Below are 15,946 nucleotides of genomic sequence, written 5' to 3' on the forward strand. Positions count from 1 at the left end.
GAGCGCTACGGGGCGGCTTTACCGAACTTCCAGTATCCGGTGAAGCAGATCTGCGACTTGGGCACGGAACGCTCGTTCACCAGGTATCGGCGCAGGCCCGTCGCCAGTCCCTGTTCCCCTGCCACGTAGACGACGGGATGTCCGTCGGGCAGCTCGGACTTCTGCACCGCGGCCAACGCAGCCTCACCCGGCTTGGCAAGGGCGCTGGGGCGCACGATCCATTCGATCTCGACGCCTGCCTGCATGTCCTGCTTCTGAATGTCGGCCTCGGTGGGAACTTCGATGAAGGCCTTGACCCGAACGTCCTCCCGTGACGACCGCAGAATGCCGAGAACGGCCGGGGCCGCACTCTCGTCGCCGACGAGCAACTGCCAGCTCGATCGTCCGTCGTCGGTGTATATCCGCCCCTCGTCGAGAATCGCGACCCGGTCGCCCGGAGCGGCCTTCTGCGCCCACACCGACGCCGGGCCACTGCCGCCACCAGATCCGCCGGCCCCACTCCCGTGCACCACGAAGTCCACATCCAGCTCCGGGCCGTCGCCGTGCTTGCCCTGTCCCGCAGCCCGGTACCGGCTGATGGTGTAGTTGCGAACCACCGGCTTGGTGTCCTTGGAGAACGCCAGATACTGCGCGTACCAGAGCATCGAGGTGGTGCTGGGGATGCGCGGCTCGTCCTGGCCCGGCTGCGGCAGAAACAGGCGAAACCAATGGTCGTAGCCCATGTATCGGAAGTTCGACAACGAATCGCCGCCGAGGGTGACCCGGATGAAGCTGGGGCTGATTCGGTCGCTCTCGAGCACGGTGAGGCGGTAGAAAGCGGGCTTGTCGGGCTTGAGGTACTTGCTCATGTCGCAGAGGTTAGCCGACCCTAATCACTGATGGGGTTGCGTCGATGTCTCAGTCGGGCCGGCCGCGCCGGTACCGCTGGACCACCTTGGCTCCGACGGGCACCGCGAACAACATCATGAACACCCGGATGACCTGGGCAGCCACGACGAACGTCACGTTCGCGCCGGTCGAGGCCGCGATGGCAAGTACCGCGTAGACCCCGCCCGGCGTGGTCGCGAGGTAGCCCTCGTACCCGCTCGTTCCGGTTGCCGACGCCAACCACAATCCGAGCATCGCGCAGCCGACCGTGACGGCGATGATCAACATCAGCGATGCGGGCAGCACCCGTGAGATCGACTTGAGGCTGGCGACGGTGAAGCGCAGCCCGGCCTGCCAGCCGATCACGATGTACGCCGCCCACAGCAACAGCGTCGGGACGGATGCGTCGAACGAGACGCCGAGTACATCGGCGAGCGTGGCCATGATCAGAGGGCCGAGCAGGGCGGGGGCGGGCAGCCGGATCGCGCGAGCCAGCACCACGCCGATGACGCCGCAGATCAGGACGAACGTGAGATCGATCCAGAGCGCCTCGTGCACGTCGGCGGTGACCGTCGATTGTCCGGGCTGAGCGCGAAACACCAGGGTCGCGACCAGTGGCAACGTAGTGGTCACCAGCACGACGCGGAGATACTGCACCACCGCCACGACTCGTTCGTCGCCGCCGAGCTCCTGCGTGATCGCCACCAGTCCCGACGCTCCGCCCGCGACGAGGGCCAGAGAACCGGTCAGCGAATCGATATCTTTGCGAAGTCCGAGCAGCGCTCCTGCCGCGATCGACAGCAGCAGGGTGCCGATGCACGCCAGCAGTACCGGCAGCCACGTATCGCCCAGCGAGCTCAGGGTCTCACGCTGCACCAGTGTCCCGATTTCGACGCCGAGTATCGCCTGCGCCGCCATCCCGAGTCGGCGCGGCAGCGGGGCCCGTTCGGTGCCCGTTGTCGGAGCCCAACCGGCTAGTGCGAACACCACGGCCACCAACAACGCAACGAACAATGCCGCCGACGGCACACCGAGTGCATCGGCTCCGACGGTCAGTCCGACCGTGACGGCTATCAGCAGCAGCCAGCGAATCAAGAAGGTCGCTCGATCTCACGAACCTCGGGCGGCAATCCCCACTCGGTACGGCCGAGGCGACTGAGCGGGGCAATGGTCTCGAACTCGGGGAGTCCGTCCTCGGCGAGGAATTCGGGTCGTACCGACAGCGCGACGACGGTGCCCATGACGATGAAGCAGTTGCCCACCTCGACGACGCGATGCAACGTCGCCTCGATGGCGATCGGTGCGGCCGCCACTCGCGGCGGCGTCACGATCGCACTGGGCTCGCTCTCGATGCCGACCGCCTCGAACTCGCTGACACCGTGATCGAAGCTCGCCGAGCTGTCGTTGACCTGATCGACCAACGGTGCCGTCGCCAGATTGACGACGAACTCACCGGTGGCCTCGATGTTGCGCAGGCTGTCCTTTCGGCTCACCGACGTGAACTGCACGACCGGCGGCTCCACCGAGGAGACCGTGAAGAAGCTGTAGGGCGCGAGGTTCGCCACACCGTCGGCGGACACGGTGGACACCCACGCGATGGGCCTGGGCACCACCGATGCAGTCAGGAGCTGGTAGAAGCGACGTGGGGTGACCTCATCGGGTCGGAAGACTGTACGCACCCCTCAATACTGTCAAAGCCCGGTTGCGGCGGCCGACCGGAGCATCTGACACTCTGGAAACCGTGAACCCGTCCACTGCTCAGGCCACTGCTGTCGTCGACGAACTGGCGCGCAGCGGGATCGAAGACGTCGTGCTCTGCCCCGGCTCGCGGAACGCCCCGCTGGCGTTCGCGTTGCAGGAAGCCGACGTGGCCGGACGTCTGCGGTTGCACATGCGGATCGACGAGCGCACCGCCGGATTTCTGGCCATCGGATTGAGCCTGGGCAGCGGCCAGCCCGTTCCGGTGGTGATGACGTCGGGAACGGCGGTGGCGAACCTCGGACCCGCCGTACTCGAAGCGAACTACGCCCGCATCCCGTTGATCGTCATCAGTGCCAACCGGCCCTACGAGATGCTCGGTACCGGAGCCAACCAGACCATCGAGCAGCTCGGCCTGTTCGGATCCCAGGTTCGCGCGACCATCAGCCTCGGGCTCGCCGAGGAGGGGCCGAAACAGAACAGTCAGTGGCGCAGCGCGGTCTCGCGAGTCATCGCTGCGGCGCGCGGCGCTCGCTCGGGCAACGCCGGGCCCGTGCACTTCGATATTCCACTGCGTGAACCTCTGGTTCCCGCCCTCGGCGATCCGGGGGCGCGGCCCGAAGGGCGTCCGGACGGGATGCCGTGGACGTCGACCACCCAGGCGACGCTGGACGTGCCGGTCGAGCTGGACCTGACAATCGACACCGTGGTCGTATCCGGGCACGGCGGCGCCGTTCGTCCTGAGCTTGCCGGCTTGCCGACCGTCGCCGAGCCGACCGCGCCGCTGCACGGAATTGCGTTGCACCCCTTGGCTCTGGCGCAGTTGAAACCGCGTCAGGCCGTCATCACCGGTCGTCCGACACTGCACCGCCAGGTCTCGGCGCTGCTTGCCGACCCCGCCGTCGACGTCATCGCGCTCACCACCGGACCGCGTTGGCCCGACGTCTCGGGCAACGTGTTGGCCACCGGCACCCGAGCGGTCACCACCGGTGCGCCCGACCCCGCCTGGATCGCCCGTTGCGCCACCCTGTCCGACAGGGCCGAACTGGCTGTGCACGAACAACTTCGAGAGCATCCCAAGCCGACGGGGCTGCACGTGGCCGACGTCGTGATGTCTGCGCTGCAGCCCGGCGATCAGCTGGTGCTCGGAGCTTCCAACCCTGTGCGCGACGCAGCACTCGTCTCGACTCCGATCCCGGGCGTGAAGGTCCTCTCCAATCGCGGCGTTGCCGGCATCGACGGCACCGTCTCGACGGCCATCGGTGCCGCGATGGCCGGAAAGCGGCGCACCATAGCGCTTCTCGGGGACCTGACGTTTCTGCACGACGCAGCGGGCATGCTCATCGGAACCGGCGAGCCGCGTCCCGACGATCTGACGATCGTCGTCGCCAACGACGACGGCGGCGGTATCTTCGAGCTGCTCGAGCAGGGGGATCCGCAGTATGCGGGCGTGTTCGAGCGAGTATTCGGTACGCCACACGGAATGGATCTCGGAGCGTTGTGCGCGGCCTACCGTGTGGAGCATCGCTTGGTCGAGTTGTCCGAGCTGGCAACCGAACTCACCGCGCATGCCGAGGGGATCAGGGTGTTGGAAGTGACCACGGAGCGATCGGGATTGCGGGATCTGCATGCGGCAATTCGCGCCCGGTTGTAGTAGGGGCGAGAGAGCGTGCCCGATCGGATGTTCGAGCATCCCCGGCTGACGGCCATCTACGATGCGCTCGAAGGCGATCGCTCCGATCTGGACGTGTACGTGTCTGCGGCCCAGGATGTCGATGCTCGCGATGTGCTCGATATCGGTTGCGGAACAGGGGCTTTGGCGCTGCTCCTGGCCTCTCGTGGGATAGCGGTCACCGCACTCGATCCGGCGGCCGGATCACTGGAGGTGGCCCGACGCAAACCGGGTGCCGAACAGATTCGGTGGGTTCAGGGGTACGCCGGGGACCTACCGGCACTCCAGGTCGATCTGGTGACGATGACGGGCAACGTCGCGCAGGCCATCGTCGACGACGACGACTGGTCGCTCACGCTGGCGCGAATCCACGATGCACTGCGTCCGGACGGATGTCTGGTGTTCGAGACTCGCATACCTGCTCGCACGGCCTGGACCGAGTGGAACAGACGAGACTCCTTCGCAGTGCGCGAGATTCCGGGTGTGGGCCGGGTGGAGAGCTGGCTGGAGACCACCGAGGTGAACGGGCCTGTGGTGAGTTTTCGGTGGACGTACGTCTTCGTCAGTGACGGTGAAGTTCTGACGTCGGATTCGACGCTGCGGTTCCGCGAGCGCGACGAGGTGGAGAGCGCCCTCGTCGAGCACGGGTTCACGATCCGCGAGGTCCGCGATGCTCCCGACCGGCCGGGTCGAGAGATGATCTTCTACGCCCGCAAGGATTCGGGCATCGGCATCGGCTAGCTCTGTTGCGCCGCAACCCATTCGAGAGTTTCGCCGGTCTCCTGATCGATCATGTCCTTGATCATCTTGTTGATCAGGTCCTCGATCTTGCCGCCGACGAGTGGAATCTTCACCGTCGATTCGCCCTTGACGATCAACTTCGCACCGGTTCCGTCGGGTCGAAGAGACAGCGTGCCGTTCACCTTCGCCGGTAGACCGGTGGTGCCGCCGATCAGCGTTCCTTCGGCGTGGTCGCCCTCGAGCGGTCCCCAATGATCGGTGCGGGAGACGATCAGCTTGCCCTTGATGACCTTCGTGACGAATCCGGGGAGTTCGGAGGTGCCGACCTCTTCGGTGATGTCGACCGTCAGACCGCCGTCGGCGTGCTTGGTCATCTCGTACCCGTCCGTCTTCTTCGCCTTGGCGAAGCGGGCTGCCCACTGGTCCTCGCTGGTGAGTGCAGCGTGCACTTCAGCGGGAGGATTGGGCGATTCGACGGTGAATTCGAAGCTGCGAGACATGAGAGCAGACGCTACCCGAGCCGAGCCCGATCGGCTGCGAAGTAATCTGTCGAAGTGACCGACACAGCCCGAGGAAGCCGAACCCTGCGCAGGACCCGGCTCGTCGTGCTCGTGGTCGCCACTTCGATTTCGGTGCTGGCGGTGTTGCTGGTGGTCGGAGCCTGGCGAAACGACGTCACCATCGATTCCGACAAGGGCACCGCCACCGCCGAAGTACTGTCGGCAGGCAAGCTGCGGTCCGCCGTCAGCTTCATCACTCCGGACGGCGTGACGCACAACCCGGCGCTCGGCGTCCTGTATCCCACCAACCTCGTCGCGGGCCAACGCATCGAGGTCGAGTACTACAAGGCCGATCCCGACGACGTCGAATTGCTGGTGCGGGTCGCAGGCCGTGACGCCACCGTCGCCATCGTTCCGGCCGGATCGGTCATCGTCGTCACATGGTTGATAGCCGGGCCTGTGTTGTTCTGGCTCCGTCGCAAGGAGGCAAAGTATGCGTAACGCCAAGCAGTGGGGCATCGCCGCTCTCGCCGCGGTGGCCGGGTTCGCGTTGGTGAATTTCGGCAACATCGCGTCGTCGATCGTCGTGATGGTGCTTGCCGTGGTGTTCCTACTCGTTCTGACGACTCCGGTGCTGTATCCGCGTTCTCTGTCCGACGACGCCTCGCGAGAGCTCGCGGCAGAGAAGTCGGTGCCGTTGATCTACTGGCGCCCGGGCTGCATCTTCTGCCTGCGACTGCGGGTGGCGCTGCTGCTACGCGGGAAGAAAGCAGTGTGGACGAGCATCCGCCAGGATCCTGCTGCGGCAGCGCGGGTTCGGTCGGTCAACGACGGCAACGAGACGGTCCCGACGGTGTTCGCCGCGTCCGAGCACCGCACCAACCCCGATCCGTCGTGGGTGCTCACGCAATTCGTGTGACGTTGGCCCATACGTAACGTTGTCCATACCTGGTCGACGGCGAGGCCGCCCACACTGAGGATCGTGCGAGTAGCCATCGTTGCGGAATCGTTCTTACCCAACATGAACGGCGTCACCCACTCGGTGATCCGTGTCCTCGAACACCTCGACAAGACCGGGCACGATGCCATCGTCATCGCCCCGGACAATCCGTCCGGCCCGAAGGCTGCGACGTGGCACGACAACGTTCCGGTGCATCGGGTGCCGTCCGTGATGGTTCCGAAGGTGAGCTCGTTGCCCGTCGGGGTCCCCGGACTCGGCATGGTGTCGGCATTGCGCGAGTTCGCCCCCGACGTCGTGCATCTGGCCTCGCCGTTCCTGCTCGGGGCCGGTGGCCTGGCCGCCGCCAACCGATTGGACGTGCCCGCCGTTGCCGTCTATCAGACCGATGTCGCCGGTTTCGCCGCGAGTTACGGCCTGGGCCTGACGTCCAAGGCGGCGTGGCGCTGGACCAGGAGACTGCACCGCGGGGCGGCCCGCACCCTGGCACCGTCCACCTCCGCCGTCGACGCTCTGGAGCTGCACGGCATCCCGCGCGTCCATCGTTGGGCCAGGGGAGTGGACGCCGTCCGCTTCGCACCCTCTGCCAAGTCGCAGACGCTCAGGAGCCAGTGGGGAGCAGGCGAGAAGCTGATCGTCGGCTTCGTCGGCAGGCTCGCCCCGGAGAAGCATGTCGAGCGGCTCGCCGTCCTCGCCGCAGACCCGTCGATCCAGCTGGTGATCGTCGGCGGCGGACCCGACACTGCAGCGCTGCAGAAATTGATGCCCACCGCGATCTTCACCGGTCAACTCGGTGGCGTCGAACTCGCGCAGGCGTACGCCAGTTTCGACGTCTTCGTGCATCCCGGCGAACACGAAACCTTCTGCCAGGCAGTGCAGGAAGCACTTGCCAGCGGAGTGCCCGTCATCGGACCCGACGCCGGCGGCCCGCGCGATCTGATCTCGCATTGCCGCAACGGCTATCTGCTGCCGGTCGAGAGGTTCACCGAGCTGCTGCCCAGCGCCGTCGGAGCGCTGGCCGAACCCATCGCCCGCACCCGCTTCGGCGACGCCGCTCGTAAGTCGGTTCTGCACCGCACCTGGCCGGCCATCTGCGACGAGCTGATCTCTCATTACTACGACGTGCAAGGCATCACAGCGCCGCGGGTGCAGAAGATTGCTTGAGTAGTCTGGACCTCGTGGCCCAGACATCACGCGCAACCCTGGCAAAAGAGCCCCACGAGGTGGCGTCGATGTTCGACGGCGTCGCCCGTCGATACGACATCACCAACACGGTTCTGTCGTTCGGGCAGGACCGCAGTTGGCGCAAGCTCACTCGTCGAGCGTTGGCTCTCGAACCCGGAGAGCGGGTACTCGACCTTGCAGCAGGTACCGGGGTCTCGACCGTCGAGCTCGGCCGCAGTGGAGCCTGGTGCGTGGCCACCGACTTCTCCAAGGGCATGTTGCAGGCGGGATTGCAACGCGGCGTTCCGATGGTAGCGGGTGACGCGATGGCGCTGCCTTACGCCGACGCCAGTTTCGATGCGGCCACCATCTCGTTCGGCCTCCGCAATGTCTCGGACTTCGACGCCGGACTGCGCGAGATCGCCCGCGTCACCAAACCCGGTGGACGCCTTGTGGTGTCGGAATTCTCCACCCCGGTATTCGGCCCGTTCCGCACCGTGTACATGGAGTACCTGATGAAGGCGCTTCCGAAAGTCGCTCGTGCAGTGAGCAGTAACCCCGATGCCTACGTCTACCTGGCCGAGTCCATCCGTGCCTGGCCCACGCAGGAACAGTTGGCGCAGCGCATCGCCGATGCCGGCTGGACGGATGTGCAGTGGCGCAACCTCACCGGTGGAATCGTGGCGCTGCACAAGGCAACTCGACCGTAGAGCGGTTCACGAAAATGGCGGCCGGGAGTCGATTTTCAGTGACCCGGTTCCCGATGCCCGCCAGGTGCGGGCGACGAGGTCACTGTCGGCCTCGGTGATGAGGTTGCCCATGCAGCGGACGGCAACTTTCATCAGGGCCCGCGAGCGCATGCCCACCGGTCCCGCTGCGGGCAGGAATCTCGGCACGGTCAACAGACCGGCGAGGCGTCGCGCAATGGAGAACGCCTGTCCGTAGTGCTCGCGCAGCAGGGTCGGCCAGGCGTCGGTGAGGTCGGGGTGATCGAGCAGGTCGATCACCATGCGGCCGCCCTCGAGTCCGTAGTCGATGCCCTCGCCGTTGAGTGGGTTCACGCACGCTGCGGCGTCGCCGATGATGGCCCAGTTGATGCCCGCGACACCGGAGACGGCACCGCCCATCGGAAGCAGCGCCGACGCCACCGCACGCAGTTCGCCTGTCAACGCCCATTCCGGACGCCGCTGTTGGGTGTAGAGGTCGAGTAACGGGCGCAACGCGCCGGGTGCCGGTTTCTTGGCCGTGGCCAGGGTGCCGACGCCGATGTTGATGTTCCCGTCGTTCAGCGGGAAGACCCAGCCGTAACCGGGCTGCAGAGTGCCTGCGGCATCACGTAATTCGAGGTGCGAGCTGATCCACTCGTCGTCGCTGCGTCCCGAGGTGATGTACGCGCGAGCCGCGACGCCGAAGGCGGTGTCCCGATGCCACTGCCGCCCGAGTTGCTTGCCCAGGGTGGAGCGGACGCCGTCGGCAACGATCAGTGTGCGGCAGGAGATCTCGTGGGTGCCTGTGGCGGTCTGCAACGTCACCGACCGGACGGAGTTTCCCTCTCGGGTGACGGCAACGGCCTTCGACCCCTCGGCCATGACCGCCCCGGATTCGACGGCAACCGCGCGAATTCGATCGTCCAATTCGGTTCGGGGAACGGCACTTCCGACAGTGGGCAGGGATTTGCTCGGCCACTCGAGCTGCAGTTCCTGGCCGAATCCGCTCAACCGCAGACCGCGATTGCGTGCTTTGCCGCGCACCCATTCGCCCAGGCCGAGCTGATCGAGTTCGGCGACGGCGCGAGGCGTCAGGCCGTCGCCGCAGGTCTTGTCGCGAGGAAAGACGGCTGCGTCGACGAGGACGACGTCGCGGCCGGATCGCGCTGCCCACGCCGCCGCGGACGATCCTGCAGGGCCCGCGCCCACGACCAGAACGTCGGTCGTGGTGGGTGGGGCCGGCTGGGGAGTGCTCACGTACTCCAGTATCCGGATTTACACGAACGGGTGCGTCGAGGGCCTCCGGTTAACGCCGTGTGAACGCTTGTTTCATAGATTCAGAATCTATGGACGGATCGTTCACGACGGGTCTAGCGTCTCTCACGTGCACCGACCGATCCTCCTACTCGACTTCGACGGCACCGTCTGCCTCGGCGACGACCCCGTGCGGGCGTACGCAGACGCTGTCGCCGACGGCCTCGACACGGCCTCTGCCGAAACACTCCGCGCCGGGTTGACGGCTTTCCTCGAGACCGGTGCGGGGGAGTACCTCGACGGCTACTCCGCCGTCCAGCACCTGTCGATGGGCGTCGATGCTGCCACCCTTGCCGCGGCGTACGCGCACTCCCGCGAACGCCTGGCGGCGGGCGAGCTCGAGGTGTGGGCTCCCGCCGGGCTCGCGGCATTCCTCGGCCGTGTGTCCGCCGAGGTCGTGCTGGCTACCAATGCCCCACAGCGCGGCGTGATGGAAACCCTCGAGCGTCTCGGTCTGACCGGGCGCATGGACCGTGTGTTCACCGATGCAGGTAAGCCCGAGAAAATGCCCGAGCTGGTGGAGTCGCTACTGGACACGCGGCCACCGCATCTACTGGCCAGCGTCGGCGACATCTGGCGCAACGATCTCGACGCGCCGCATCGTCGCGGCGCCGTCACCGCCTACATCGACCGTCACGGTCATCCTCGGCCGGAGGCGACGTTCTGCGCCTCGACGTTTCAGGCCATGTACGACGAACTCCTCGAATGGTCCACCGATCCAGCAGCATTCGCACTCACCCATGAAGGACAGTCATGAGAATTCGTACGCCCTTGCTCGCGGTGGTTGCCACCGGACTGCTCACTGCCTCGCTCGCCGGGTGCGGTGCCCGCGACGAGTCCACCACCGAGTCCTCGGCTGCGTCGCCCTGCACCGGGTCCAGCGCTGCAGACGCTGCCGACCCGTCCGAGCTGACGCTCGCACTCGTCCCCTCGGGGGATGCCAACAAGCTCGTCGAAACCGTCAAGCCACTGCAGGACGCACTGACCGAGCGCCTCGGCATCCCCGTCCGCGGCGTCATCACTCAGGACTACCAGGCGGCGGTGGAGGCCATCGGTGCGAACCAGGCGCAGATCGGCATGCTGCCACCGCTGCAGATGGTGCAGGCCTGCAACAAGTACGGTGCCGAGCCGGCTCTGCAGACGGTGCGTAAGGGCAAGACCACGTACGCGGCGCAGTTCTACACCAACAACCCCGACAAGTACTGCGACGACGCACCCGTCACGGGAGCCAACGGCCTGCTGTACTGCAACGGAACCGAAGGTGGCACGGGCCCAGCAGGACTCGACTCGCTGAGCAAGATGAAGGATGCCAAGACCGTCATGCTGCAGTCAGCGTCCTCGGCCGGATTCGTCTTCCCCTCCGCCGCGCTGAAGGCGGTGGGCATCGACTCCACCACCGACCTCGACCTGACGCAGGTCACCTCGCACCCGGCGGCGGTGCTGTCGGTGAACAACGGCGACGACGAGGTGGGTGTGTCGTTCTGGGACGCCCGCGAAACCGTCGTGAAGGACACCCCCGATGTGGCGAAGAATCTGGTGGTCTTCGCGCTGACCAACGAAATCCCCAACGACGGTGTCTCGATCAGCAGTTCGCTCAGCCCTGATCTACAGCAGCGCATCTCGGACGCGATGGAGGATTACGCGTCCACCCCCGAGGGCGTCGAGGCTCTGACGGCGATCTACCAGATCACCGGACTCGACAAGGCCGATCCCGCTGCGCTCCAGCAGGCGCAGACCGAGGCGGACTCCATCGGCCTGGGGAACTGATTCGGATGAGCGGCGACAGCATCGCATTCGACGACGTCTCGGTCACCTATGCGGGCGGCCACACCGCGCTCGACGGCGTGACGCTGGAGATTCCGGCGGGCCAGATGGTTGCCGTCGTGGGGTTGTCGGGCGCAGGAAAGTCCACGCTGATTCGCACCATCAACGGCCTCGTTCCGGCCACCTCCGGCACCGTGACCGTCGGTGATCGTGCTGTGAACAGCTTGAGCAACAAAGGTTTACGGGATCTGCGCGGCGACATCGGCATGATCTTCCAGGGCTTCAACCTCGCCAAGCGCACCAGCGTGTTGAACAACGTGATGATGGGCCGGCTGCACAGCTCGCCGATGTGGCGAACACTGCTCGGTGCGTGGTCGGCGGAGGACACCGAGTTGGGAATGCAGGCGCTCGAACGAGTCGAGATCGTCGGCAAGGCTTATCAGAAGGCGTCGTCGCTCTCCGGTGGGCAACAACAACGTGTTGCCATCGCGCGAGCATTGGCGCAGCAGCCGCGGGTGATCCTCGCGGACGAACCGGTGGCCTCGCTCGATCCGCCGACCTCGCACGTCGTCATGCGGGATCTGCAGCGCATCAACGCAGAGCTCGGCATCACCGTCGTCGTCAACCTGCACTTCCTCGATCTGGCCAGGCGCTATGGCGACAGGTTGATCGGACTGCGCGACGGCAAGGTCGTGTTCGACGGCCATGGCCGGGACGCCGACGAAGCGGTGTTCGAGAGTATCTACGGTCGCTCGCTGACCGCCGAGGACGTGCTGGAAGCCAAGGCCGAACTGTGAGTGCGCCGCTGGCAACTCGCCCGGTCAAGCCGCGGTCGGCCTGGAAAACCGTTGTGGCATTCGCCATTGTCGCTGTCATCACGGTCTGGGCCGGGATCGGTGTCGGTGCCGACCTCGGCGACATCATCGACAACTGGGGCAACGCGACCGGCAAACTCGTGCAGCTGATGCAGCCCGACTACTGGTTCTTCCCCGAAACCGTTGACGCGATCCTCGAGACGCTACAGATGGCCGTCATCGCGACCGCCATCGGTGCCGCCGTCTCCTTTCCGCTCAGTTTTGCGGCCTCACATGTCACCAACCCGAATCGACCGTTGCTGACGGTCGTGCGCGGAATCATGAATGTCGTTCGCGCCGTACCTGATCTGTTGTACGCGGCGGTGTTGGTCGCGGTGGTCGGGACCGGAGCGTTGTCGGGAATTCTGGCGCTGATCGTGTTCAACGTCGGCATCATCGTCAAGCTCGTCTCCGAGGCACTCGACTCCGTCGATCGCGGTCCGCAGGAAGCGGCCCTCGCTGCCGGAGGCACCTGGATTGCGGCCGATCGCAGTGCTGTTGCGCCGCAGATCTTTCCGGCGTTCGTCTCGCAGAGTCTCTACACGTTGGAGCTGAACGTCCGAGCCTCGGCGGTCATCGGACTCGTCGGCGCAGGTGGCCTCGGCATGCTCATCGACAACGTCCGCACCTTCTACAAGTATCACCAACTCAGCCTCATCATCCTCGAGATTCTCGTCATCGTCCTGGCGCTGGAACTGATCTCGTCCTGGGCCCGTCGAAAGTTGGTCGGATGAGCGTCATCGACCGCACCACCCGCGTCACCCCGGCTCGGCCGCGCAAACCACGCAACCCCCTGCGCACCGCGGTGTGGGTCGGCATCGTCGCACTGTTCGCACTGTCGTTGTACGGCATCGAGATTCGCTGGGACAGGCTGCTGGAGCTACCGCAGAACCTGGTGCGCTACGCGGGGCTGATGTTCGTCCCGCCGGACGTCTCCGCGCTGGGCAAGGCCGTCTCGGCCACCATCGAGTCGGTGCAGATGGCGTGGTTCGGAACGGTGCTCGGCATAGTCGTGTCGTTTCCGCTGAGCTTCCTCGCGGCCGCGAACATCGGGCCGCTCTGGCTGCGGTGGCCGCTGCGCGTGGTGTTCGCGGTCATCAGGGCGGTGCCCGAGGTGGTCATCGCAATTCTCATCCTCTCGGTCACCGGGCTCACCGCGTTCACCGGAGCGCTCGCCATTGCCATCGGCTCGGTGGGCACCCTCGGCAAATGGGGATACGAGGCCATCGAAGGTGCCGAGAAGGGGCCGATCGAAGCGGCTCGGGCCGCAGGTGGTTCGACGGCGCAGATCGTGCGGTGGGGACTGTGGACCGATGTCGCCCCCGAGGTGTTCGCGTTCTGGCTCTATCGCTTCGAGATCAATGTTCGTGCGTCGGCCATCCTGGGTTTGATCGGTGCAGGCGGTATCGGCAGCATGCTGGTCGACAATGTGCAGTACCGGCAGTGGGGTGCTGTGGGCATGCTGCTGATCGTCGTCGTGGTCATCACCGTGATCATCGATCAGATCTCCGGGCGGGTGCGTCGCCGCATCATCGACGGACACTGGGGCAGGAGCGGAGCCCGCGGAGCGACCAGATGGGGCAGGAGCGCAGCCCGCGGAGCGACCATATCGGGCCGGCAGAGAAAAGGTACGAGCAAGATATGAGCATGGATCTCGCGCCGGGTGGAGTCGTCCCGCACATCAGATCGATCATTCCGTCGTTGCTGCCGGCCGAGCGGGCCGTCGCCGAAGTCTTTCTCGAACGTCCCGCCGATATCGTCGAGATGTCCTCGCAGCAGGTCGCCGATGCAGCAGGCGCATCGCGGGCCTCGGTGGTGCGCACCTGTCAGAGTCTCGGCTTCGGCGGCTATCAGCAGTTGCGGGTGCTGCTCGCGCGTGACGCGGCGCGCGCGCTGCCCACCCAGGAGCGTTCGGCAGACGGCCCCTTCGCGATCGTCACGGAGACGTTCGCCCATGTCGGTGAGTCCATTGCGGCGATGACGGCTCTGCTCACCGCCGAGGACGTCACGCGCGCCGTGTCCACCCTCGCCGGTGCCGAGTCCATCGTGGTCATCGGAAACGGGCTTTCGGCTGCGCTGGCTGCCGATACCGATGCCCGGATGCGCTCGTTGGGTCTGCGCTCGCACGCTCCCACCGACTCCATCGCCCAGCAGGTTGCCGTTCGGCTTCTCACCGACCGTGATGTCGCCCTGATCATCAGTGGATCGGGCGCGACGAGCGCTTCGACCAAGGCCGCGCAGGCTGCTCGGGAACGAGGGGCAATTGTGGTGTCGGTGACCTCGTTCGCTCGCTCGACTCTCGCGGCCGCGTCGGACATCGCTCTGGTGGTGGGCATGCGAGATCTCAGTTTCCAGCGCGAACTCGCTGTCACCAGCCGGATTCCGCACGTGATCCTGCTGGAGGGACTGATGGCGGCGCTGACCGACGCGTTGGGGGACAGGGCGTCGGCAGCGATGGCCGCGACCCTCGAAGTCATTTCCGGCAACCTGGGTGAGTGAAGCGTCACCTGTGGTCGGTGACACCGTCGCACCGGTGTGCACGCTAGGTTCACTACGGTAGAAGGCGAGCAGCGGCGCTTGAGCTGCTCCCGCCGGCACGTCGACGACAGGACAGGGACCAACATCGTGAGTACAGACGACGCTGCCGTAGCAACGGTCGTTGCCGGAGTCGACCTGGGTGACCCGGAGCTCGCGCGATCCGTCGCCGACGGCCTCGCACGCGTCGAAGAGCTGATGATCAGCGAACTCTCCGATGGAGAAGAGTTCCTGACCGAGGCCGCGCTGCACCTGGCCAAGGCCGGCGGAAAGCGATTCCGGCCCCTGTTCACGGTGCTCACCGGCCAGCTGGGACCGTCACCGACAGACCCCGCGATCGTCACCGCCGCCACGGTCGTCGAACTGGTTCATCTCGCGACGCTCTATCACGACGATGTCATGGACGAGGCGTCGATGCGCCGCGGTGCGGAGAGCGCGAACTCACGCTGGGGCAACAGTGTGGCGATTCTCGCGGGCGACTACCTGTTCGCGCATGCGTCGCGGCTGGTGTCCACACTCGGTCCCGACGCCGTCCGCATCATCGCCGAGACCTTCGCCGAACTCGTCACCGGGCAGATGCGCGAGACGATCGGAGCCAAGGGCACCGAGGATCCCGTCGCGCACTACCTGAAGGTCGTGTGGGAGAAGACCGGATCGCTGATCGCGTCGTGCGGACGCTTCGGCGGAACGTTCAGTGGCGGCGACGCCGAGCACGTGGGACGCCTCGAGCGCCTCGGTGACGCCGTCGGCACCGCCTTCCAGATCTCCGACGACATCATCGACATCTCCTCGGCCACCGAGCAGTCCGGCAAGACCCCCGGCACCGATCTGAGGGAGGGCGTACACACTCTCCCGGTGCTCTTCGCGCTGCGCGAGGAGGGTGCGGACGGCGACCGGCTGCGCGAGATCCTGGCCGGCCCGGTCACCGAGGACGCCTTGGTCACCGAGGCCCTCGAGCTGTTGCAGCGCTCGCCGGGAATGGTCTCGGCCAAGAAGACGCTCGGTGAATACGCAGCTCGAGCCCACGCAGAGCTCGCGCAGTTGCCGCAGGGACCGGCCAACGATGCACTCGGCCGGTTGGTGAACTACACCGTCGAACGCGTGGGCTGACGACCTGGGCAAGGCCCGGGAACCGCAGCTCGGGGTCTTTTCGTTGAATCGGGTAGTAACAC

General features: G+C 66.0%; 18 protein-coding genes. 13 read left to right on the plus strand and 5 right to left on the minus strand.

Annotation, left to right across the window (positions count from 1 at the left end; genetic code table 11):
- Positions 1-5 precede the first annotated feature (5 nt).
- Genes CH286_RS14495 through CH286_RS14505 form a run of 3 tightly spaced genes read right to left on the minus strand, consistent with a single transcriptional unit; the run spans position 6 to position 2,546 of the window.
- Positions 6-848, minus strand: coding sequence for a siderophore-interacting protein (locus tag CH286_RS14495; RefSeq protein WP_094609518.1), 843 nt, complete (start codon positions 846-848; stop codon positions 6-8).
- A 49-nt stretch (positions 849-897) separates the two neighbouring features.
- A complete protein-coding gene (locus CH286_RS14500) occupies positions 898-1,962 on the minus strand; it encodes an AbrB family transcriptional regulator (RefSeq protein ID WP_032401910.1) in 1,065 nt (354 codons plus the stop codon).
- Complete coding sequence (locus tag CH286_RS14505; RefSeq protein ID WP_094609519.1) at positions 1,959-2,546, minus strand: flavin reductase family protein; 588 nt, start codon at positions 2,544-2,546, stop codon at positions 1,959-1,961. Before CH286_RS14505 ends, CH286_RS14500 begins: the two co-directional genes overlap by 4 nt.
- Positions 2,547-2,608: 62 nt before the next feature.
- Between CH286_RS14505 and menD the strand changes: the two genes are divergently transcribed.
- Positions 2,609-4,219, plus strand: coding sequence for a 2-succinyl-5-enolpyruvyl-6-hydroxy-3-cyclohexene-1-carboxylic-acid synthase (menD, locus tag CH286_RS14510; RefSeq protein WP_094609520.1), 1,611 nt, complete (start codon positions 2,609-2,611; stop codon positions 4,217-4,219).
- A gap of 15 nt (positions 4,220-4,234) precedes the next feature.
- The gene (locus CH286_RS14515) at positions 4,235-4,978 is read left to right on the plus strand and encodes a class I SAM-dependent methyltransferase (protein ID WP_094609521.1); all 744 of its coding nucleotides are present in this window, start codon (positions 4,235-4,237) and stop codon (positions 4,976-4,978) included.
- On the opposite strand, the gene CH286_RS14520 is transcribed toward CH286_RS14515, so the two are convergent.
- Positions 4,975-5,478, minus strand: coding sequence for a DUF2505 domain-containing protein (locus CH286_RS14520; RefSeq protein ID WP_094609522.1), 504 nt, complete (start codon positions 5,476-5,478; stop codon positions 4,975-4,977). The two genes, CH286_RS14515 and CH286_RS14520, sit on opposite strands and share 4 nt — an antisense overlap.
- Positions 5,479-5,532: 54 nt before the next feature.
- Here CH286_RS14520 and CH286_RS14525 point away from each other — a divergent pair, with 54 nt between their 5' ends.
- The 4 genes from CH286_RS14525 (at position 5,533) to CH286_RS14540 (ending at position 8,310) form a co-directional block, all read left to right on the plus strand.
- Complete coding sequence (locus tag CH286_RS14525; protein ID WP_052058672.1) at positions 5,533-5,979, plus strand: DUF3592 domain-containing protein; 447 nt, start codon at positions 5,533-5,535, stop codon at positions 5,977-5,979.
- Complete coding sequence (locus CH286_RS14530) at positions 5,972-6,397, plus strand: glutaredoxin domain-containing protein (RefSeq protein WP_094609523.1); 426 nt, start codon at positions 5,972-5,974, stop codon at positions 6,395-6,397. Before CH286_RS14525 ends, CH286_RS14530 begins: the two co-directional genes overlap by 8 nt.
- A 63-nt stretch (positions 6,398-6,460) precedes the next feature.
- Entirely contained in the window at positions 6,461-7,600 is a 1,140-nt protein-coding gene (locus tag CH286_RS14535; protein WP_217902927.1) for a glycosyltransferase family 4 protein, read from the plus strand.
- A 14-nt stretch (positions 7,601-7,614) separates the two neighbouring features.
- A complete protein-coding gene (locus tag CH286_RS14540) occupies positions 7,615-8,310 on the plus strand; it encodes a demethylmenaquinone methyltransferase (protein ID WP_052058671.1) in 696 nt (231 codons plus the stop codon).
- A gap of 6 nt (positions 8,311-8,316) precedes the next feature.
- On the opposite strand, the gene CH286_RS14545 is transcribed toward CH286_RS14540, so the two are convergent.
- Positions 8,317-9,564, minus strand: coding sequence for a geranylgeranyl reductase family protein (locus CH286_RS14545; protein ID WP_094609525.1), 1,248 nt, complete (start codon positions 9,562-9,564; stop codon positions 8,317-8,319).
- A gap of 127 nt (positions 9,565-9,691) precedes the next feature.
- Between CH286_RS14545 and CH286_RS14550 the strand changes: the two genes are divergently transcribed.
- The 7 genes from CH286_RS14550 (at position 9,692) to CH286_RS14580 (ending at position 15,884) form a co-directional block, all read left to right on the plus strand.
- A complete protein-coding gene (locus tag CH286_RS14550; RefSeq protein ID WP_052077431.1) occupies positions 9,692-10,378 on the plus strand; it encodes an HAD family hydrolase in 687 nt (228 codons plus the stop codon).
- The gene (gene phnD, locus CH286_RS14555; protein ID WP_032401918.1) at positions 10,375-11,388 is read left to right on the plus strand and encodes a phosphate/phosphite/phosphonate ABC transporter substrate-binding protein; all 1,014 of its coding nucleotides are present in this window, start codon (positions 10,375-10,377) and stop codon (positions 11,386-11,388) included. Before CH286_RS14550 ends, phnD begins: the two co-directional genes overlap by 4 nt.
- A gap of 5 nt (positions 11,389-11,393) precedes the next feature.
- The gene (gene phnC, locus CH286_RS14560) at positions 11,394-12,182 is read left to right on the plus strand and encodes a phosphonate ABC transporter ATP-binding protein (protein WP_052058668.1); all 789 of its coding nucleotides are present in this window, start codon (positions 11,394-11,396) and stop codon (positions 12,180-12,182) included.
- Positions 12,179-12,973, plus strand: a complete 795-nt coding sequence (gene phnE / locus CH286_RS14565; RefSeq protein WP_217902928.1) for a phosphonate ABC transporter, permease protein PhnE — start codon at positions 12,179-12,181, stop codon at positions 12,971-12,973. The genes phnC and phnE (CH286_RS14565) overlap by 4 nt, the downstream gene beginning before the upstream one ends.
- Complete coding sequence (gene phnE / locus CH286_RS14570; protein WP_094609526.1) at positions 12,970-13,884, plus strand: phosphonate ABC transporter, permease protein PhnE; 915 nt, start codon at positions 12,970-12,972, stop codon at positions 13,882-13,884. The genes phnE (CH286_RS14565) and phnE (CH286_RS14570) overlap by 4 nt, the downstream gene beginning before the upstream one ends.
- Entirely contained in the window at positions 13,881-14,738 is an 858-nt protein-coding gene (locus tag CH286_RS14575) for a MurR/RpiR family transcriptional regulator (protein ID WP_037153681.1), read from the plus strand. Before phnE (CH286_RS14570) ends, CH286_RS14575 begins: the two co-directional genes overlap by 4 nt.
- A gap of 126 nt (positions 14,739-14,864) precedes the next feature.
- Positions 14,865-15,884 carry a polyprenyl synthetase family protein gene (locus CH286_RS14580; RefSeq protein WP_032380443.1) on the plus strand — a complete coding sequence of 340 codons (1,020 nt, stop codon included), beginning with the start codon at positions 14,865-14,867 and terminating at the stop codon, positions 15,882-15,884.
- Positions 15,885-15,946: the final 62 nt, after the last annotated feature.

Source organism: Rhodococcus sp. WWJCD1 (assembly GCF_002258735.1).
Classification (GTDB): Bacteria; Actinomycetota; Actinomycetes; order Mycobacteriales; family Mycobacteriaceae; genus Rhodococcoides.